Genomic DNA, 19,476 nt, shown 5'->3' on the forward strand with positions numbered 1-19,476 from the left:
GCGGGGCGGGAACGCTCCCTGCGGGTGCGGGCCGGACGCTCGGCGGCGGCCGGCTCGGCGGCGGCCGCGGGAGCCGGGGCCGCGGTCTCGGCGGCGGAAGAGGCACCGTCAGCAGTTACGCCCTGCTTCTCCTGGATGGCCGCGATGAGCTGGCTCTTGCGCATCCGTCCAGTCCCGCTGATGCCGAGGCTCGACGCGAGAGCCTGCAGCTCAGGCAGCACCATGGCGGACAGCCCGGTGCCGGAGCGACGGCGCGGCCGGGCCGCGGCGCGGGTGGGGGTGTCGCCGGCGGCCGGCGGCACGGAGCCGGAGGCGTCGGAGAGGAGTTCAGTGGTGTCGCTCAACTAAAAGGTCCTTCCCAGGGGTCGGGCGTCGGCCACGATCAGCCAGGCGTCCCGGTGGTGCGACCCGGCGGGACAGACCGGGTCGGGCTAGACGAATTTCTAAGGTGGCGGGAAGCCGGTGCGTCGAACCGGCACGTGGCCGTCACCGTCGAGATTCGGGAGCCATTGGGGGCCCGGGGGTCGCCCCCCGGTTGGTTACCGCCCACCAGATGTCGATGTCAGTCGAACGCGCATGTCCCCGATTACGCCGCTTCTCGACATGCCACCCGGATGTGGACCAACCGGAGGCGATGAATTCGGGAAGCCCGCTGTGCGGCCTACGTCTTGCGACGCAGGGCGCGACCCAGCGATGTATGGCTGACAAGCACGCACCCGCAACGGGGGCATCTGGTGCGGCTATCAGCCTAACATCACCAGCGCACACTGCTATTCCCTGAAGGTCGAAGATGCATCAGCGTGTCTCGGGAAATTGAACGCTCGCCCCGGACCGGTCGACGTCCAATGGCTGGATGTGCCAGTCATTACCCACTTCCGACGCGATCAAATCATGGGTATCCGCCGTTCCGAACACGAGGACCGTGGGACCGGCCCCCGAGACGACGGCGGGAACCCCGGCCACGCGGAGACGTTTTACCAGATCGGCCGTGGCCGGCATCGCAGGCGCGCGGTAGTTCTGGTGGAGACGATCTTCGGTGGCCGCGAGCAGCAGCCCGCTCTCGGGTCGCTGGGTGAGCGCCGCGACGAGCAGGGCGGCACGGCCGGCGTTGGCCGCCGCGTCGGCGTGCGGCACATCCTTCGGCAGGAGCCCGCGCGCCTCCTCGGTGGAGAGCCGGGTTCTCGGCACGCACACCACTGGAAGGACGCCCCCATGCGGGCTCAGCTTCAGCTTATGCGGTGTTCCTGACAAGTCCGTCCATGCGATGGTCAACCCTCCTGCCAGGCATGGGGCGACGTTGTCGGGGTGGCCCTCGATCTCGTTCGCCAGCGCGAACACCTCGTCGTCCGACATGCCGGGCGCGCGGAGGGCCCGCGCGGCGAGGATGCCGGCGCAGATGGCGGCCGAGGAGGAACCGAGGCCTCGGGCGTGCGGGATGCGGTTGAGGCACCGCAGCCGGATCCCCGCCGGCTGCGGCACACCGGCCCGCTCGAAGGTCGCGCGCATCGCGCGGACGATCAGGTGGCCCTCGCCGGTGTCGAGCTCACCCTCCCCCTGCCCCTCGACGGTGACGTCGACGGCCGGGCCGGCCGGCGTCTCGTCGAAGACGGTGGCCTCCACCTCGTCGTACAGGGTGAGGGCGAGGCCGAGCGAGTCGAAGCCGGGCCCGAGGTTGGCGCTGGTGGCGGGCACGCGAACGACGACCGTGCTGCTCGTTGCCATGAGGTTCCCTTGGTGTGTCAGGCGAGCTCGAGAGCGCCGGCCGCCGCGAAGGCGTCGACCGGGATGGTGAGCGGGGTGGGCGCGCCGGAGATGGCCCAGTCGGGGTCCTTCAGGCCGTTGCCGGTGACGGTGCACACCACACGCTCGCCCGGCCGCAGCAGCCCCTGCTCGTGGGCCTGCAGCAGCCCGGCCACACTGGCCGCCGACGCCAGCTCGACGAAGACGCCCTCCTCCTGCGCGAGCAGCTTGTAGGCGGCGGCGATCTGGCGGTCGGTGACGGCCTGAATGTCGCCCCCGGACTCGTCGCGGGCGGCCTCGGCGAGTTTCCAGGAGGCGGGGTTGCCGATGCGGATCGCCGTGGCGATCGTGTGGGGGTGGGTGACCGGCGCGCCGTTGACGATGGGAGCCGACCCGCTGGCCTGGAAGCCGAGCATGCGGGGGGTGCGGGTGGCGACGCCGTCGGCGGCGTACTCGCGGTAGCCCATCCAGTAGGCCGAGATGTTGCCGGCGTTGCCCACGGGGATGCAGTGGACGTCGGGGGCGTCACCGAGCACGTCGACGATCTCGAACGCGGCGGTCTTCTGCCCCTGCAGGCGGTGGGGGTTGACGGAGTTGACCAGGGCGATCGGGTAGTTCTCGGCGAGCTTCCTCGTCATGTCGAGGCAGTCGTCGAAGGAGCCGTCGACCTGGAGCAGCTTGGCCCCGTGGACCAGGGCCTGCGCCAGCTTGCCCATGGCGATCTTGCCCCGCGGGACGAGGACGGCGCAGGTGAGCCCGGCGCGCACGGCGTAGGCCGCGGCCGAGGCGCTGGTGTTGCCGGTGGAGGCGCAGATGACGGCCTTGGCCCCCTCTTCGACGGCCTTGCTGATCGCCACGGTCATGCCGCGGTCCTTGAAGCTGCCGGTGGGGTTGAGGCCCTCGACCTTGAGGTAGACCTCGCAGCCGGTGAGCGCGGAGACGCGCCGCGCGGGCACCAGCGGTGTGCCGCCTTCGAGCAAGGTGACCACGGGCGTCGTCGTGGTCACGGGGAGCCGGTCACGGTATTCCTCGATCAGGCCACGCCACGCCGTCAACATTGCTGCTCCTCCCGCGCCCGGCCCAGCCGTAGGCGGGGCCCTGCGGCGCGTAACCATGGGTCCGCTACCAGCGGTATCAGGCATCGAGTCTACGGGTGGCCGAACCCCTGCCGCGTCGCCTGTCCACAGGGTGGACCATCGCATCGGTCCTCGACATCAATCCTGAGTCAGGCGGGCCGGACACGGACCACCAACTGGCAAAGTCCGCATCCGAGAAGAAGCCCGCGAAACCGGCTCTGTCTCTTTAACATCTTTTACCTCACAATTGGGATCAACTTCAGCATGCCCGGAGGGGAAACGTCGCCGTGACCGACGACCAGATGTTCCACGCGCGTCACGGCGTCGCCGTCGAACCCGCCCGCCTTCCGCTTCCGCACGACCTCGCCGTACGGGACGCGGCCCGCCAGGAGGCGAACCGGGACCGGCTCCACTGGGTCCTCGACCACCTGCCCGCGAGCCGCCCCGGGCGCCCCGTCGAGATCCTCGACCTGGGCTGCGGCGGCGGCGACCTCTCACTGCTCCTCGCCGAGCGGGGTGACCGGGTGACCGGGGTGGACCTCTCGCCGTCCATGGTCGAGAGGTCGCGGCGGCGACGCGAGGGACTGCCCGCCGACGTGGCCGCGCGGCTCGACTTCACCGTGGGCGACGGGCAGGCGCTCGACGGCGTGGCCGACGGGGCCTTCGACGCCGCCGCCGTGGACCAGCTCCTCGACCAGGTCGGCGACCCGGTGCAGGTGCTCTGCGAGCTCCACCGGACGCTACGGCCGGGCGCGAGCCTGGTGCTCACCGTGCCGTACGGCGTGAGCGAGGACATCCTGCGCATCGCACGAGCGGGAGAGGCGGTCACAGGGGGCGGAGGGGCGGCCGCACGGGCCGGCGAGGCCGTCGCAAGGGCCGGAGAGGCGGGCGCACGGGCGAGCGAGGCCGTCGCAGGAACCGGAGAGGCGGTCACCGGGGCCGGCGAGGCGGTGGCAAGGGTCGGCGAGGCCGTCGCAAGGGCCGGAGAGGCGGGCGCACGGGCGGGCGAGGTCCAGAACGGGCCCGGCGAGCCGGACGAGGACGCCGACCGCCGGCGCGTGTTCTACCACGGCAGCCTCCGCCACCTGGTGGAGCCGCTGTTCGAGATCCGAGAGCTCACCGTGCTCCGCGGGCATCTCGTCGGCGTGGCGGTGCGCCGGGACGAGATGCGCGGCACGCCCGGTTTCGCGCTGAGCCGGGCCGAGACCGCGTTCCTGCAGCGGGAGCGGCTCCTGCACGGCGAGATCGCCGAGCTGCGGGACCGCTGCGCCGAGCTCGCGGGCCGGGCGGGCGCTCTGGCCGCCGCCGGCGAGGACCTGCTGGGGCACAACGCCGCGCTGCGCGCCGAGGCGACCCGTCTGGGGCAGAGGGTGACACAGCTCGAGGGCCGCCTGGCGGAGTACCGCGAGGTGATCGCACGGTTGCGCCGGTCGCGCGCCTGGCGGTTGATCACCGCCTACCGCCGCCTGCGTTACCCGTCCACGCGCGGCATCGGCGGGAAGCGCCCGATCGTCATCACCGGCTCGGCCACCACCGCCGACACTCCGCGCCCAGCACTACCCGCCCGCGCGGAATCCTCCACTCCGACACCGGCCGCGCCCAAGAAGTGACCCACGGGAAGGGTGAGGTGATCAGGTTCACCGGGTGTCCCGCCGCGAACGGCGCCGAATTCGCCGCACCACTCCTCACCGTCGCGGCGCCGGATGAACACGCCCCTGCCCAGCAGGGATGCGGCGGCGACCGTTCACACCGCCGCTCCACCCGACCCGCAAGCTGGACCAGATTTCACCACTCGAGCCCCTGAAACCCAGCTGCGAACCAGCACCGGCCGCCCCAAACCAAGACCGGGACGCCGCCCACGACCCATCACCCCTGGGACCGCCAGCTGCCGACCAGCACCCACCGTCCCCAAACCAAGATCGGGGACGCCGCACTCCTGGACCGCCAGCTGCTGACCGGCACCCGTCGTCCCCGAACCAGCGGAACGACCACGGCCCTTGTCGCCCCCGGCTGCGAACGCCGTCCCGTACCGGGTTCGAACCCCGCCTCCACGATCTCCGAGGCCCCTGGCTGCCGACCAGCACCCGCCGTCCCCAGGCCAAGGCCGGGACCCCGTCACCTACCCGCTGCGGACGAGGCCGGGGGATGGGTGGTTTCGGGGGGCGCGTGGAGGTTGGGTCTCCTTGTTCGGGGGAGGGGGGGTGGGTGGCGGGGGTGGGAGTAAAGGGGGAAGTAAAGATCGCGAAAAAGGGCCTGTTTCCAGGGGTGGGGGAGGATTCGCAGGTGGCGGCCATCGTGGAGGGCCTCCCCTCACATGAAGCTCTCAGGTTCCTTGGGTAGGGTCGGCTCCCGGCGGCGTACCGGAACGACGTTAGGAGCGATCGTCTTGACTGCCTCCTCACCGATGACCCCCGAGTGGCCCGAGCCGGTCCCGGCGGCCGGTGGGGGCCGCCGGCCGAGGATCCGCCACAACGACTACTCCCCTCTCGTCCCGCCGCCGCTCGGTGAATGGACCCCGGCCCTGACCGTCAGCGTCGTCATCCCCGCCCACGGGGCCCAGCACCGTCTCGACCTGACGCTCGCCGCGCTGGCCGCGCAGACCTATCCCGCGCACCTGATGGAGGTCGTGGTCGTCGACGACGGCAGCGAGCCGGCGCTGCGGCTGCCCCACGTCCGTCCCGGGAACACCCGGCTGGTGACCAGCGCGCCCGGTGGCTGGGGTACGGCGCACGCGATCAACACCGGGGTCGCCCTCGCCGGCGGCGAGATCGTCCAGCGGCTCGACTCCGACATGGTGATCTGCCGCGAGCACATCGAAGCCCTCATGCGCTGGCACCACCTCACCGACTACGTCGTCACGATCGGCGCGAAGAAGTTCATCGAGGAACCTCCGCTCGAGGCGGCGGCGGTGCACACGGCGGTGCGCGAGGGTGCGCTGGAGTCGCTGTTCGACATGACGTCGGCCGTGCCGAGTTCCACGGAGGCGACCATCCGCCGCCTGGACGGGCTGCGCGCCAGCAAGAACCCCTACCACGTGTGCACCGGGCCCACCGTCTCGTTCCGCCGCGCCCTGTTCCACCAGGTGGGCGGCCTGGACCCGGAGGTGCTGCGCGGCGAGGACACCGAGTTCGCCTACCGGTTGGCGATGAGCGGCGCGGTGTTCGTGCCCGACATGGAGGCGCGCGCCGTCCACCTCGGGCTGCCCGCCCAGCGCCTCGACACCGAGGCGACCGTCCGGGTCGTGGCCCCCTACCTCGCCAACCGCGTCCCGCTCCGCCGTGACCTGCGCAAGGATCGCGGCAGGCGGTGGCCGGTGGCGTACGTCGAGGTGGTCCTCGACGTGGAGGGCGCCGGCGAGCGGCAGGTGCGGGAGGCCGTGAGCGCGGCGCTGGCGGGGAGCCTGCCCGACGTCGAGGTCACCCTCGTGGGGCCTTGGGGGAGGCTGACCGATGGGCGCCACAAGGTGCTGGATGATCCCGACTTCGAGGCGCGGCTGATCCGGGAGCGGTTCCGGCACGATCCGGCCGTCCGGCTCGCCCCCGGGCCCGCCGGGGACCCCGCTCCGGTCCCGTTCAGGTACACCGGGCCTGTGAACGTCCCGCTCTCGCGCCGCACGCTGGAGCTGATGGTGAAGGCGGTGACCGACGAGCGCGCGGGCCTGCTGGTGGTGGCGTTCCCGGACGGCCGTACGGCCCGGCTGGAGCGCACCGACGCCGTCAACCGCGCGCGGCTGCTCGCGGCCCCCGGCGAGGACCTCGACGAGGTGATCGGGCAGACCCACGGCGTGCGGCGTGGCGAGGCGGCGGAGTTCTGGCCCGCCAAGCCCGTGGCCGGCGCCGGTACGGGATCCGGGGCCGGCGACGGGGCTTCCGGCACCGGCCGCGATCCCTCCGCCGGCGACGGGGCTCCCCGCGCCTCCCGCGAGCCCGCGCCCGCGGAGGCGGCTCCGAACGCCGCCTCCCGCTCCGGCGACGGCCCGGTCACGGCTCGCGTACGCAAGCCGAACCCCACGCCGAAGAGGCCGGCGCCCGAGAGGCTCGTACGGCGGCTACGAACGGCCCTGCTGGGCCGCTGAGCCCCGAGCCGCTCGTGCGGCGCCTGCGAACCGTCCTGCCGGGCCTGTGACGCGCCGGGGCTGCTCGTGCGGTGCCTACGAACCGTCCTGCTGGGGCGGTGAGCCGCTGCCGGGCTCGGTGGTCGTCCTCCCGGGGCCGGGCCGCCGGGACGAGATGCGCTTGATCACGCTGCGCAGGCGGCTCGCCTTGAGGGCGGCGACCTCCCGGCGCAGGGCGCCGACGTCGCGGCGCAGGTCGACGGCCGTCTTGCGCCATCGGCCGGCCTCCTCACGCCACTTGCCGACCTGGCCGCGCAGCCGCTCGACCTCCTTGGTGAGCTTCGCGATCTCGGCCTCGGCCTCCAGTCGGGCGCGGTAGGCCATGCGGCGTCCCTTGACCGGCACGGCCTCGGCGGCGGGCGTGAAGCCCGGCGTCTCGCCGTCGATCCACAGCGTGCCGTACACGTCGTCGACCGCCTCGTCGTGAGCGTCAGCATCGGCTCCGGCGACGATGGCGGCGCGGGCGAAGGCGGAACGGCGTTCGAGGCGGGCCGCCACGATCCCCTCGGCGCTCTCCGACAGCAGCACGCTGACCAGCCCGTGGTCGCCCTCGACGATCAGGTCGAGCAGCCGGGCCAGGGTGTCCTCCCCCGGCACCCACCCCGCGGGCAGACGCAGGCGGAACGGGGCGACGCGCTCGGGCTCGGCGGGGGCGAGCGTCACCCTTCCCTCGTAGGCGTAGTGGCCGTGCAGGAGGGCGAGGTCGAGCGTCGGGTCGGTGAGCGGGGCCCGGCGCTCGGGCGTGAGGGTGTCCCAGGGGCCGACGAGCAGCACCGACACGTCGGGGACGGTGCCGGCGAGGACGGCGTCGACGGTGGCCCGCGTGTCCTCGTACCCGGCGGCCTCCACGACGACCTCGAGGTAGGGGACCTTCCACTGGCGCGCCGGGTGGGTGCGCAGCCAGCGGTACTGCGGGACGCGGTCGGCGATCAGGGCGTGGCTGACGCGGTCGATGGGCTCCTTGCCGCGCATGCGCATCGACGGGCCGAGGTGGAACCCGCGGGCCAGCGGCTCGGGGACGAACACCGCGCCGGCCTGGGCCAGCCGGTAGCCCATCTCGGTGTCCTGGCCGAGGATGAGCTCCTCGTCCATCGGCCCGGCGGCCTCCATCAGGCGCCGCCCGACCGACGTGGCGCCGCCGATGTGCAGGCTGAAGGCCCGGCTCGGGGTCTGGGTGAGCCCCTTGGTGCGGCCGACGAGGTCGACCAGCCATTCGTGGGGTTCGGCGGGCTCGAAGAGCTTGGCGAGGTCGTCGGCCGCGGCGACCACCTCCGGCGCGGGCAGTTCGGCGGTGGTGAAGCGCAGGTAGCCGGTGACGACGAGGTAGGGCGCGAGGTGGTGCCAGCGCATGTGCGCCTCGACCTCTCGGCGGTCGGCGACCACGTCGGAGTCGAGCCAGTGGATCACCTCGCCGGTGGCGGCCGCGAGCCCGGCGTTGCGGGCGTTGGCCCGGCCCGGTTCGGTGCAGGAGATCAGCCGGGTGCCGGTGGGCCGGACGGGGGGCAGGCGCAGCGGCGGCGTGCTGCCGTTGTCGACCACGATCACCTCGAGGAGCTCCTCGGGGTAGGTCTGCGCGGCGAGGCCGGCGAGGGCGAGGTCGAGCTTGTCCTGGCCGTCGTAGGCGGGGATCACGACGCTGACCCGCAGGCGTGGCGTCCAGGCGCCGAGCGCGGGCGGGTCGAGCAGGGTGTAGTCGTTCCCGCGGATCCGGGGCGTCATCGGCATTCCATCGTCGGGCGGGGGATCGGACGGGTGTGCCGGGGCCGTACGGTCACGCGGCCTCCAGGATGCGGCTCGGGCGGAAACCGCGCCACTGGTTGGTGGCGACCCTCAGGAAGTGGGCCAGCGGGAGCTGCCAGGTGTGCCCGGCGGCCAGCGAGCGCCGCAGCACGTACCCGAGGCCCTGGGTGCGGTAGATGCGGGCGCCCGCGGCGTGGGCGGTCTTGAGGAACGCGGCGTCCACCCCGCGCGGCAGCGCCTCGAACCCGCCCACCTCGTGGAACCTGTCCCGGGGGACGAGGATCGTGCCGCCCGCGACGTGGTCGGACCAGATCTCGCTGGTGTAGTCGGTGCGGCGGATCGTGACGTCGAGCGGCTCCAGGTAGAAGAACTCCGCGGCCGTGCCCACGATGTCGGCCCCGCTGTAGGCGCGGGCGAGCAGCAGGTCGGCGAGGTGCTCCGGGGAGTACCAGTCGTCGTCGTCCCACTTGGCGATCTCGTCGCCGCCGGCTCTGCGCGCCGCCTGGTCGAGCACCTCGCCGAACGGGGCCGAGGCGTCGGCCTCCACCACGGTGATCGGGAGCGGGAACGCCTCGACGGCCCGTCGTACGTCGTCGTGCGCGGCGGGGACGCCGTGCAGCCCGAGCACGACCTCCACCTCGACGTGGCGCTGGCGCGCGATCTGGGCCAGCGCCGAGCCGAGCAGCCCGGGACGCTTGCTGGACATCACCACGCTGACCTTGGCGGGGGCACCCGTGTCGCGTCGCAGGGCGTGGCGGCGCAGCCGCAGGCTGTGCTCCTCACGGCGCAGGTCGCTCACCGACCGGACCGAGTCGTCGCGCTCCTGCGGCGCCCAGGAGGTGAGCAGCCCGGCGAGGCCGGGATCGGCGTCCTCGACCCAGGCGGGCGCCTCGCCGGCGTGCACGGGCACCCCGGCCGCCGCCAGGGCGAGGACGGCCTCGAGCACGCCCTCGCGGCCGTCCGGCCAGCGCACCCGCACCCCGTCGTGGAGGCGGAGCCGGGCGACGTCGGCGACCGTCAGCGGCAGGCTCGCCGTCTCGCCCGCGAGGACCGGCCGCCCGTCGTCGAACGACAGCTCGGCCGGGCCCGCCGTCGGCGTGCGTACGTAGCCGAGCGGTGTGGGGTCGCCCTCTCCCAACTGTCACCCTTTCGCATCCGGCCCCGCGGGGGCGGGGGAAGACGCCCGGGATGTCCCAGGTCAGGGCGTCTCGTCGCCCTCGACGCGCATCACGCTCGTCACCCCTCTGACGATGTCGAGCTCGCGCAGCCCATCTATTGTCGCGGACAACGCGGCGTCGCTGGCCCGGTGGGTGACGAGCACCAGCTGGGCGTCGTCGCCACGCCCCTCCTGGCGGACCGTCTGGATCGACACGTCGTGCGTGGAGAAGATGTCGGCGACCCGGGCGAGCACGCCGGGCTTGTCGGCCACGTCGAGCGAGACGTGGTAGCGCGTGACCGTCTCCCCCATCGGGTGGACGGGCAGGTCGGCGTAGGTCGACTCCTGCGGGCCGTGGGTGCCGGCGATGCGGTTGCGGGCGACGGCCACGATGTCGCCGAGCACCGCCGAGGCGGTGGGCGCCCCGCCGGCGCCCTTGCCGTAGAACATCAGCTGGCCCGCGGACTCCGCCTCCACGAACACCGCGTTGTACGCCTCGCGGACCCCGGCCAGGGGGTGGCTCCTCGGGATCATCGCCGGGTGGACGCGCACGCCGACCGAGCGGCCGTCGTCGGACCTGGCACAGATCGCCAGCAGCTTGATGACGTAACCCATGGCCTTGGCGCTGGCCACGTCGGTGGCGGTGATCTCGGTGATGCCCTCGCGGTGCACGTCGGCGGCGGTCACCCGGCTGTGGAAGGCGAGCCCGGCCAGGATGGCGGCCTTGGCCGCGGCGTCGAAGCCCTCGACGTCGGCGGTCGGGTCGGCCTCGGCGTACCCCAGGGCCTGGGCCTCCTCGAGCGCGTCGCTGAAGGAGGCGCCGGTGGAGTCCATCTTGTCGAGGATGTAGTTGGTGGTGCCGTTGACGATGCCGAGCACGCGGTGGACGCGGTCGCCCGCCAGCGACTCGCGCAGCGGGCGGAGCAGCGGGATCGCCCCGGCGACGCTGGCCTCGTAGTACAGGTCGCCGCCGTGCCGCTTGGCGGCGCCGTGGATCGCCGCGCCGTCCTCGGCGAGCAGCGCCTTGTTGGCGGTCACGACCGACTTGCCGCGGTCGAGGGCGGCGAGGATCAGCGACCGGGCCGGCTCGATGCCGCCGATCACCTCGACGACGATGTCGACGTCGTCGCGGGTGACCAGGGCCTCGGCGTCGGCGGTGAGCAGGGCGGGGTCGACCTCGCCGTCGCGCTTGCGCCCCAGGCGCCTGACCGCGACTCCGGCGAGCTCCAGGGGCGCGCCGACGCGGGCGGTGAGGTCGTCGGCCTGTTCGTGCAGCAGGCGCACGACCTGCGACCCCACGACGCCGCAGCCGAGCAGCGCGACCTTCAGCGGCCGGCCGGGGTCGCCGGGTTTCTCGTGACGTCCCCGCTGGTCCTGCCGCGCCTCGGCGTCCCCACTTGCTTCCGGTGCGACGGGTTTCACACTTGCCCCCTCAACAGGTCGTCCTCGGTCTCCCTGTGGACGATCAGGCGGGCAGCGCCGTCCTTGACCGCCACCACCGCGGGCTTCGGCAGGTAGTTGTAGTTGTTGGCCAGCGACCGGCAGTACGCCCCGGTCGCGGGCACGGCGAGCAGGTCGCCGTTGGCGAGGTCGGACGGCAGCCACACGTCGCGCACGACGATGTCGCCGCTCTCGCAGTGCTTGCCGACCACGCGCGACAGCATGGGCTCGGCGCCGCTGGTGCGGGAGGCGAGCACGCAGGTGTACTCGGCGCCGTACAGCGCGGTGCGGAGGTTGTCGCTCATGCCGCCGTCGACGCTGACGTAGGCCCGCAGGCCCTCGACGTCCTTGACGGTGCCGACCTCGTAGATCGTGACGCCGCCGGGGCCGGCGATGGCCCGGCCGGGCTCGACCGTGAGCCTCGGGACCGGGAGGCCGGCGTCCTCGCAGACCCTGGTGACGATCTGGCGGAGGCTGTCGGCGATCACCTTGATGTCGGGCGCGTCGTCGCCGCCGAGGTAGGCGATGCCGTAGCCGCCGCCGAGGTCGAGCTCGGGCAGGACGACGCCGTGCTCCTGCTTGATCTGGGTCAGCAGCACGGCCAGGCGCCGGGCGGCGACCTCGAAGCCTGCGGTGTCGAAGATCTGCGAGCCGATGTGGGAGTGCAGGCCGACGAGTTCGAGCTGCGGCAGGGCCAGGATGCGGCGGACGGCCTCGGCCGCCGCGCCGCTGTTGAGCGACAGGCCGAACTTCTGGTCGTCGTGGGCCGTGGCGATGAACTCGTGGGTGTGCGCCTCGACGCCGGTGGTGACCCGGATCTGGATCTTGGGACGTACGCCGAGCCGCTCGGCCAGGTAGCCGACCCGGGCGATCTCGTCGAAGGAGTCGACGACGATGCGGCCGATCCCGGCGCGCATCGCCCTCTCGAGCTCGGCCGCCGACTTGTTGTTGCCGTGGAGGGCCATGCGCTCGGGCGGGAAGCCGACGCTCAGCGCCACGGCCAGCTCGCCGCCGCTGCACACGTCGAGGCCGAGGCCCTCCTGGTCGACCCAGCGCGCGACCTCCTTGCACAGGAAGGCCTTGCCCGCGTAGTAGACGTCGTCGCCGTGGAAGGCGGACCGGTAGTCGCGGCAGCGTGAGCGGAAGTCGTCCTCGTCGATGACGTAGAGCGGGGTGCCGTACTCACGGGCCAGATCGCGGACGTCCACGCCGCCGATCGTGATCGCGCCGTCCGCGCGGCCGGACGTTCGCGGCCATATGGTGGGGACGAGCGTGTTGAGGTCGGCCGGCGCCTGCGGGGGACGCTCCTCGGGCAGCACTTCGGCGTGCCGGTCACCGGCTGGATGGGCGAATCGACTCACCCGAACGAGGCTATCCGACCTGTGATCCTCCCGCGCCCTGTGCTCACCTGGCGAGACGGCGGGGTGGAACATCTTCCGCCGTCGGGGCCGCAAGGCGTACCACTTTCGGTTATTTGCCGGTTTTAGCTAGATTTTGCCGGGCGGGACCACCCCCAGCTCCCCCAGGCCCTCCCCCAGCACCCGGCGCACCGCTTCGGCCAGCCGCACCCTCGCCAGATGGGCGCCGGAGAAGCCCTCGTCCCCCTTGGGAAGCGGCGGGGCGTGCTCGAACGCGTCGTGATAGGCCTCCGCCAGCCGCTCCAGGTACGCCGGCCAGCCCGGGTCGCGGCTCGCCCGCCTGCTCGGCAGCTCGGCCAGCACCCGCAGCACGGCCCGGTCGGACGGATCGTCCAGCGCCTCGGCGGGGAACCCCTCGGCGTCCGGCATGCCGAGGCCGCGGGCCCACCGCCCGACCGCTCCCGCCCGCACATAGGCGTACCTGACCACGAAGCCGGGGTTGCCCCACGTGCGCGGGAAGTCAGGCCACGGCTCCGGCAGATCGCGGCGCCCGCCTTCGGGAGGAGGGGCGTCCAGGATCTCGCGCACGATCTCCCCGGGCACGGCGACCTCGATCACCAGGAAGCCGTTCGGCCGGACGTCCACCTTCGCGACCCCCGGCACGCCGCGAAGCCGCGTGGCCAGCTCCCCCGCCACCTCGGCCACCGGCCGTCCCGGCGTGCGCAGGGCCGCCGTGGAGACGAACCTCGCCTCCCGCTCCCACTCCCCCTGCGGCGCCGGCGCGGCCCCCAGGACGGCGGTCAGGCGCTTCATGGGGGCCAGCTTAGGGCGATGGAGCCGCCCGGTCAGGGCCGGTGGACGAAGTCCCGGAGCAGCCGGACGACCTCCTCGGGGCGCTCGAAGACCACGACGTGACCGCTGTCGATCTCGGCGTAGACGCTGCCCGGGATGCCGGCGTGGAGTTCGCGGGCGTTCTCCACCGGGACGGTGGCGTCCCGGGTGCAGCCGATCACCAGGGTCTCCGCCCGGACGCGCGGCAGCAGGTCGCGGACGTCGATCCGCAGGTCCAGGGCCACCTGCCGGAGGATTCCGGGCGTGGGCCGCATGTTCGGGACGAGCCTCTCGGTCCCCTCGCTGCCGAGCTTCTCCAGGTGGGCGCGGCTGAAGCCGGTGAGCATGGCGATCCGGCCGAACGTCTCGGGGTCGCCGGCGTTGCGCCGCCAGGAGATCATCAGCTGGCGGAGGTACTCGTCGGTGCGGGCGAGCCCGGCGATCAGCACCAGACGCCGCACCAGGTCGGGGCGGGTGGCCGCGACGGCGGCCGCCACCGGGGCGCCGAGGGAGAACCCCGCCAGGTCCACCGGCTCGCCCCCGGCGTCGTCCACCACGGCCGCGACCTGCTCGGCCAGCCCCTCGACGGTCAGCTCGCCGCCGTCGTCCACGGCCTTCTCGCTGCCCGAGAGGTCGGGCAGGACCACGGTGCTGCGGTCGGCGAGCCGGTCGACCAGATGGCCCCAGGTGAGCTCGGAACCGGGACCGGTGCCGTGGACCAGGACCAGGCGGGGGCCGGAGCCTTCCGTCGTGTAGGGGATACGGGCACCGTCTACGGACACGGTGGGCATGGTTCTCCTTCGCGTTCCTCGATGTCGGTGCCGACGACACTCGCACCGCCGGGCGCCGAGGAGGAGCGGACCGCACTCCCTAGGATCAGCGACCCTAGGCTCGCGGTCACCGCGGCGGCCGTGCCCGGGTGATGATGAGGTCATGCGGATGGACCGCGAGGAGCTCGCCCACTTCCTGCGCCGATCGCGTGAACGCCTGCGTCCCCACGAGGTGGGCCTGGCGGGCGGGGCGCGCAGGCGTACGCCGGGACTGCGGCGCGAGGAGGTGTCGCAGCTCGCCGGGATGTCGGCCGACTACTACATGCGCCTCGAACAGGCCCGCAGCCCGCAGCCGTCCACCCAGTTGCTCTCCTCGCTCGCCCGCGCCCTGCGGCTGACCCAGGACGAGCGGGACCATCTCTACCTGCTCGCCGGGCATCCCCCGCCCGTGGACCGCTACGCCGGCGATCATGTGCGGCCCGGTCTGCTCTACCTTCTCGACCGGCTGGAGGAGACGCCCGCGCACATCCTCAGCGACCTCGGTGACCTGCTGGCGCAGAACCCCATGGCCGAGGCGCTGTTCGGCTGCGTCTGCACGGTCGAGGGGAGGGACCGCAACATCGTGTGGCGCTGGTTCACCGATCCCGCCGTGCGGGCGGCCTATCCCGCCGACGAGCAGGACCATCTCAGCCGCGTCCACGTCGCGGACCTGCGCGCGGCGGCCGCCCGGCGGGGCGGGGACGCGGCGGCGACGGAGCTGGTCGGACGGCTGCGGGCCGCCAGCGAGGAGTTCGCCGCGCTCTGGGAGCTCCACGAGGTGGCCGTACGGCACCGCAGCCGCATGCGGGTGCTCCACCCCGAGATCGGCCCGGTCGAGCTCGACTGCGAGACCCTCCTGACGCCCACCGAGGACCAGCGGGTGCTGGTCTTCACCCCACCGCCGGGCACCGAGAGCATCGAGCGGCTCGAACTGCTGCGGGTGCTCGGCCCGCAGGTCGCCCACCGGAGCCATCTGGCCTCATGAGCACGGAGGCCCCGCTCAGGGCGGGGCCTCCGGCACGCTGCGGGGTTACGCCGTCTGCTCGGTGAACGACTTCCCGGTCTCCAGCAGGCTCTTAAGGTCGCTGAGCACCCAGGCGTGGCCGCCTCCCGCGCCCTGGTCCTCCCACTGGCCGCTGACGAGCGCGGCGAGCCTGGGCGCGCCCTCCAGTTCGTGGATGAGGGTCAGGGAGCAGACGCCGCCGTCGAGCTGCTTGATCTCGTGGGTGACCACCGTGGCCTTCTCCGCCGCGATCTCCGGGTCCATCAGCATGCGGAAGGTGGTGACCAGCTTGCGCGGCGGGTCGGCCTCCAGGACCTCGCCCTCGATCACCACGTCGGGGGCCTCACCTCCCCTGCTCAGCGACTCCTCCTTGAACTGCTCGGTGGCCCGCATCTTGTACGCGCCGCCCCGGCGCAGGTCGTAGTCGGCGTAACCGGTGTAGCCGTAGCGGGCGGTCCACTCCGGCTTGGTGATGGCGTCCCAGATCGCCTCGGGGGTGGCCTTGATGTAGACCCGGTACACCTGCGTGGTCACCGAGGTGGTGGTGGCGGTCGTCATGCGTCGTTCTCCAGTTCTGCCTTGAGGTCCGCGAGCGCCGACACCTGGCGCTCTGTGTACTTGTCGATCCACCGGTCGTGGATCAAGCGGATCGGCACCGGGTTGAGGAAGTGGAGTTTCTCCCGGCCGGACCGCCGCGCGACCACCAGACCCGCCTCTTCGAGCACCTTCAGGTGCTTCATCACACCGAAGCGGGTCATCTCCAGCCCGGACTCCAGCTCACTGAGCGTGCGGCCGTCACGTTCGAAGAGCAGGTCGAGCAGGAATCGGCGTGTCGGGTCGGCGAGGGCCTTGAACACGCGGTCGTCGTCGGTCACATCCAAAGAATAGGTGACCAAATGGTCACATGTCAACGGTGCGGCGGCGACATCCGCGGAAAGCGTTACGGTGTCAGCACCGGCAGGCCCGACGGCCGGCCCCGGCCCGAGCGCGCGGAGAGGGAGTCACCGATGACAGGCCTTCGCAGCAAGCTGCTGTTCGCCTTACTGATCACGACCGTCGCCGGATGCTCCCGGCCCTCGCCCGGCGTCGTCCCCCCTCACGCGACCGGAGTGCAGCAGGTCGCCGCCACCCGGGCGAGCGGCAGGCAACTGGTGGCGCTGTGGGACTCCTACGGCGGCCTGATCGGCAACGTCCGCAAGGGGCTCAACCCGCCCAAGATCGCCGTCTACAGCGACGGCCTGGTGGTCGCCTCGGCCGAACGCCGGCTGACCCTGAAGCCGGGCGAGCTCGACAACCTGCTCGGCGGCCTGCGCAAGGACCTCGCCGGCCAGCCCGCGAGCCCCACCCCGAAGGGCGGGCCCCACATCTACGACGCCACCACGACCCTGCTCGGCGTCCGCGACGGCCGCACGATGCGCACCGTCGCCGCGTACGCCCTCGAGGAGACGCGCTCACAGAACGTCTACCCCAAGGGGCTGTACCACGCCCGCGACGCTCTGGCCGCGCTGGCCGACCGCATCGCCCGCAAATCGACCCCCTACACGGCCGGCCGCGTCCTGCTGATCGCCCAGCCCCGCCCCGGCCAGGGCGGCAAGCCCTGGCCCGCCGGCGTCCCCGAGCCGTCCGCCGCCGCCACGGGCATCGTCACCAAGAAGCTGTCCGGCGCCCAGGCCAAGGCCGCCATCGGCGGCATCCACCGCGACGGCAAGCGCAACGTCTGGCCGTCCTTCCACGACCACCACGGCCACACCTACGTCGTCTCCTGGCGGTACCTGCTGCCGTCGGAGTGACCCGAAGAACTTCGTCTCTATTGTTGACGACGTTCATCGGCAGGCCTATCTTCGTCTCCATCGGAGACGATGTTCGACGTGCGCTGCGGACGCGGACACTCCACCTCCGGCGTGGTAGTAATGAGATCCGCGAAGGAGGCCGGACAGACAAGTTGGTGCACCATGACCGAGCGTTTCCTCGGAGTCGTGGGCATCGGCGAGGCGCTGGGAGTGAGCCGGCACGCGGTGCACAAGTGGCGCTCCCGCTACCCCGGCGATTCAGACCACCCGTTCCCCGAGCCCGACGTCGAGGTCGACGGCGCTCCCGGCTGGCGGGCTGATCGGCTGGAGGAGATCGTCCGGTGGCGCGGCAGCCTCCCGGGCCGCGGCGCGGGCGGAGGCCGTCCTTCCGCCGCTCGCCAGGAGTACCTCAGGGAAGCGGCGGCGCGCGGCCTCGACCGAGACGAAGCGATACGGGCACTCGTCACGTTCGGCGAAGAGTTTCCCGAGATGACCGAGCCGGAGATCTGCGCCTGGCTCATCGAGAAATGGCGTAGGTAGAACCTCCCGGCGACCCGACAACACGGAAGGCGATGACGCATGCCCGAAATCGGCGGTTACACCGCACCGGGATTCGAAGGAGTGCGTGAGGCGTTCGCCGCCAATCTGGCCGGCGGCCGGGAGGTGGGCGCCGCGGTCGGCGTCTACCTGCACGGCCGCGAGGTCGTCGACCTGTGGGGCGGAATCGCCGATCCCGAGAGCGGCCGCCCGTGGGAGCACGACACCCTGCAGGTCGTGTTCTCCACCACCAAGGGCGTCACCGCCGCCTGCGCCCACCTGCTGGCACAGCGGGGCGAACTGGACCTGGACGCGCCCGTGGCCGAGTACTGGCCCGAGTTCGCGGCGAACGGCAAGGAGCGCATCCCGGTCCGCTGGCTGCTCACACACCAGGCCGGCCTACCCGCGATCGACCATCCGATCACCCCCGCCGAGGCGATCGCCTGGGACCCGATGGTGACCGCGCTCGCCGCCCAGCGCCCGTACTGGGAGCCGGGCACCGAGCACGGCTACCACGCGCACACCTACGGCTGGCTGGTCGGCGAGGTCGTCAGACGGGTGACCGGCCGCAGCCTCGGCACGTTCCTCGCCGAAGAGATCGCCGCCCCGCTCGGCCTGGACCTGTGGATCGGGCTGCCGAAGAGCGAGCTTCACCGGGTCAGCCGGATCGTCTCCGCCCCGATCGACCTCGACGCGCTCGCCGCGATCGACCTGGACGCCCTGCCCGAAGCCGCCCGCGAGATGATGCGGGCCTTCACCGACCCCACATCGCTGACCATGCGGTCGATGAGCGTCGTCACGCCGTTCCTGAACCACGACGACCCCGACGAGCAGTGCGCCGAGATGCCCGCGACCAACGGCATCTGCACCGCCCGCGCGCTGGCCCGCTTCTACGCCGCGCTCATCGGTGAGGTGGACGGGCATCGCATCCTCTCGCCCGACACCCTGGCGGCGGCGACCGCGGAGCAGGTCAGTGGTGTCGACCGCATCCTGCGCACGCCCGTCCGGATCGGCACCGGCTTCGGACTGCCGACACCCGACGCCTTCTGGTACAGCCCCACCGCCTTCGGGTTCCCCGGCCACGGCGGATCGCTCGGCTTCGCCGATCCGGCGACCGGCCTGGCCTTCGGCTACGTCATGAACCACATCCAGGAAGGGGTGCCGGACCCCCGTGCCGCCACCCTTCTCGACGCGGTCAGGAGCGCCGTCGGCAACCTCTAGGCGGACATGGCCGCCGGGTTGGCGCGGGCCGCGGCGGCGCGGCTGCGGCGGGCGTACATGATCGTCCAGGTGACGAGCGCCGCGGTGACCGCGATGGGCAGCACCGTGGAGACCACGACCATCGTCGAGGTCGGCAGCTGGTAGGACAGGACGACCCGCACGATCGCCTCGGCCAGGTACGCCAGCCCCCACACGAGAGTGAGGATCCGCTGCACGCGGCGGAAGCCGGGGTACTGCCACAGGGCGTTCCACCTGGCCAGCCCCTCGTCGCTGCCGTCGGTGGCGAACTTCCGTCCGAAGTAGAACATCAGCGGACGGCTCATCACCAGCGAGCCGAGCAGGATCACGCCGAACAGGCCGGTGGCCACCGACTCCTTGACCAGCGCCAGCCGTGCGCTCTGGAACGCCAGCGAACTGAGCACGCCGAGCGCGACCACGACCAGCGTGAGCACACCGAAGTCGTCGACGCGGCGCCGGATCAGGAAGATCACCAGCACCTCGGCGGCCGGCCAGACTCCGGAGATCGCGAGCGCGGCGACGTCCGGCATGCCGCGGTCGGTCAGCATCGCGTACGTCAGGTACGGGAGGACGACGTTGAAGACGATCGTCGGCCCCCAGTTCAACGCCAGTGCCCGGAGCCGTGCCATAGGGGCCTCCTCAT

18 protein-coding genes are annotated in these 19,476 nt (G+C 72.5%); 6 read left to right on the forward strand and 12 right to left on the reverse strand.

Annotation, left to right across the window (positions count from 1 at the left end):
- The 3 genes from KIK05_RS00005 to thrC form a co-directional block, all read right to left on the reverse strand.
- The coding region (locus KIK05_RS00005; protein ID WP_214408376.1) for a Rho termination factor N-terminal domain-containing protein at nucleotides 1–344 on the reverse strand (344 nt) is incomplete at its 3' end.
- A gap of 451 nt (nucleotides 345–795) precedes the next feature.
- Nucleotides 796–1,722, reverse strand: a complete 927-nt coding sequence (gene thrB / locus KIK05_RS00010; protein WP_214408377.1) for a homoserine kinase — start codon at nucleotides 1,720–1,722, stop codon at nucleotides 796–798.
- A gap of 17 nt (nucleotides 1,723–1,739) precedes the next feature.
- A complete protein-coding gene (gene thrC / locus KIK05_RS00015; RefSeq protein ID WP_214408378.1) occupies nucleotides 1,740–2,798 on the reverse strand; it encodes a threonine synthase in 1,059 nt (352 codons plus the stop codon).
- A gap of 305 nt (nucleotides 2,799–3,103) precedes the next feature.
- On the opposite strand from thrC, the gene KIK05_RS00020 reads away from it, so the two are divergent.
- Both KIK05_RS00020 and KIK05_RS00025 read left to right on the forward strand, forming a co-directional pair.
- Nucleotides 3,104–4,426 (forward strand): class I SAM-dependent methyltransferase, encoded by a 1,323-nt coding sequence (locus tag KIK05_RS00020; protein WP_214408379.1) that lies wholly within the window; start codon nucleotides 3,104–3,106, stop codon nucleotides 4,424–4,426.
- 776 nt (nucleotides 4,427–5,202) lie between these two features.
- Nucleotides 5,203–6,891, forward strand: coding sequence for a glycosyltransferase (locus tag KIK05_RS00025; protein WP_250562029.1), 1,689 nt, complete (start codon nucleotides 5,203–5,205; stop codon nucleotides 6,889–6,891).
- A gap of 75 nt (nucleotides 6,892–6,966) precedes the next feature.
- Here the strand turns inward: KIK05_RS00025 and KIK05_RS00030 are convergent, their stop codons facing one another.
- From KIK05_RS00030 to KIK05_RS00055, 6 genes are all read right to left on the reverse strand, one after another.
- Nucleotides 6,967–8,649 (reverse strand): glycosyltransferase family 2 protein, encoded by a 1,683-nt coding sequence (locus KIK05_RS00030; protein ID WP_214408380.1) that lies wholly within the window; start codon nucleotides 8,647–8,649, stop codon nucleotides 6,967–6,969.
- Between the two features lie 52 nt (nucleotides 8,650–8,701).
- Complete coding sequence (locus KIK05_RS00035; protein WP_214408381.1) at nucleotides 8,702–9,808, reverse strand: glycosyltransferase family protein; 1,107 nt, start codon at nucleotides 9,806–9,808, stop codon at nucleotides 8,702–8,704.
- A gap of 60 nt (nucleotides 9,809–9,868) precedes the next feature.
- Complete coding sequence (locus KIK05_RS00040; RefSeq protein ID WP_214408583.1) at nucleotides 9,869–11,155, reverse strand: homoserine dehydrogenase; 1,287 nt, start codon at nucleotides 11,153–11,155, stop codon at nucleotides 9,869–9,871.
- A gap of 89 nt (nucleotides 11,156–11,244) precedes the next feature.
- Nucleotides 11,245–12,627, reverse strand: a complete 1,383-nt coding sequence (gene lysA / locus KIK05_RS00045) for a diaminopimelate decarboxylase (RefSeq protein ID WP_214408382.1) — start codon at nucleotides 12,625–12,627, stop codon at nucleotides 11,245–11,247.
- A 126-nt stretch (nucleotides 12,628–12,753) separates the two neighbouring features.
- Nucleotides 12,754–13,437, reverse strand: a complete 684-nt coding sequence (locus KIK05_RS00050) for a DALR anticodon-binding domain-containing protein (protein ID WP_214408383.1) — start codon at nucleotides 13,435–13,437, stop codon at nucleotides 12,754–12,756.
- Between the two features lie 32 nt (nucleotides 13,438–13,469).
- Nucleotides 13,470–14,246: an alpha/beta fold hydrolase gene (locus KIK05_RS00055; RefSeq protein ID WP_214408384.1), complete on the reverse strand. Its 777-nt coding sequence runs from the start codon at nucleotides 14,244–14,246 to the stop codon at nucleotides 13,470–13,472.
- Between the two features lie 142 nt (nucleotides 14,247–14,388).
- On the opposite strand from KIK05_RS00055, the gene KIK05_RS00060 reads away from it, so the two are divergent.
- Nucleotides 14,389–15,249: a helix-turn-helix transcriptional regulator gene (locus KIK05_RS00060; protein ID WP_308249663.1), complete on the forward strand. Its 861-nt coding sequence runs from the start codon at nucleotides 14,389–14,391 to the stop codon at nucleotides 15,247–15,249.
- A gap of 45 nt (nucleotides 15,250–15,294) precedes the next feature.
- Here KIK05_RS00060 and KIK05_RS00065 read toward each other — a convergent pair whose 3' ends face one another.
- A complete protein-coding gene (locus KIK05_RS00065; RefSeq protein ID WP_214408385.1) occupies nucleotides 15,295–15,825 on the reverse strand; it encodes an SRPBCC domain-containing protein in 531 nt (176 codons plus the stop codon).
- Nucleotides 15,822–16,142, reverse strand: coding sequence for an ArsR/SmtB family transcription factor (locus tag KIK05_RS00070; protein ID WP_214408386.1), 321 nt, complete (start codon nucleotides 16,140–16,142; stop codon nucleotides 15,822–15,824). Before KIK05_RS00070 ends, KIK05_RS00065 begins: the two co-directional genes overlap by 4 nt.
- Nucleotides 16,143–16,274: 132 nt before the next feature.
- On the opposite strand from KIK05_RS00070, the gene KIK05_RS00075 reads away from it, so the two are divergent.
- The 3 genes from KIK05_RS00075 to KIK05_RS00085 all read left to right on the forward strand — a co-directional run bounded on the left by KIK05_RS00075 (nucleotide 16,275) and on the right by KIK05_RS00085 (nucleotide 18,815).
- Complete coding sequence (locus KIK05_RS00075; RefSeq protein ID WP_214408387.1) at nucleotides 16,275–17,057, forward strand: hypothetical protein; 783 nt, start codon at nucleotides 16,275–16,277, stop codon at nucleotides 17,055–17,057.
- A gap of 162 nt (nucleotides 17,058–17,219) precedes the next feature.
- The gene (locus KIK05_RS00080) at nucleotides 17,220–17,597 is read left to right on the forward strand and encodes a hypothetical protein (protein WP_214408388.1); all 378 of its coding nucleotides are present in this window, start codon (nucleotides 17,220–17,222) and stop codon (nucleotides 17,595–17,597) included.
- A 39-nt stretch (nucleotides 17,598–17,636) separates the two neighbouring features.
- Complete coding sequence (locus tag KIK05_RS00085; RefSeq protein WP_214408389.1) at nucleotides 17,637–18,815, forward strand: serine hydrolase domain-containing protein; 1,179 nt, start codon at nucleotides 17,637–17,639, stop codon at nucleotides 18,813–18,815.
- Here the strand turns inward: KIK05_RS00085 and KIK05_RS00090 are convergent.
- Nucleotides 18,812–19,462, reverse strand: a complete 651-nt coding sequence (locus KIK05_RS00090; protein WP_214408390.1) for a VC0807 family protein — start codon at nucleotides 19,460–19,462, stop codon at nucleotides 18,812–18,814. The genes KIK05_RS00085 and KIK05_RS00090 overlap by 4 nt on opposite strands.
- Nucleotides 19,463–19,476 lie beyond the last annotated feature (14 nt).

Source organism: Sphaerisporangium fuscum (genome assembly GCF_018531465.1).
Classification (GTDB): Bacteria; Actinomycetota; Actinomycetes; order Streptosporangiales; family Streptosporangiaceae; genus Sphaerisporangium; species Sphaerisporangium fuscum.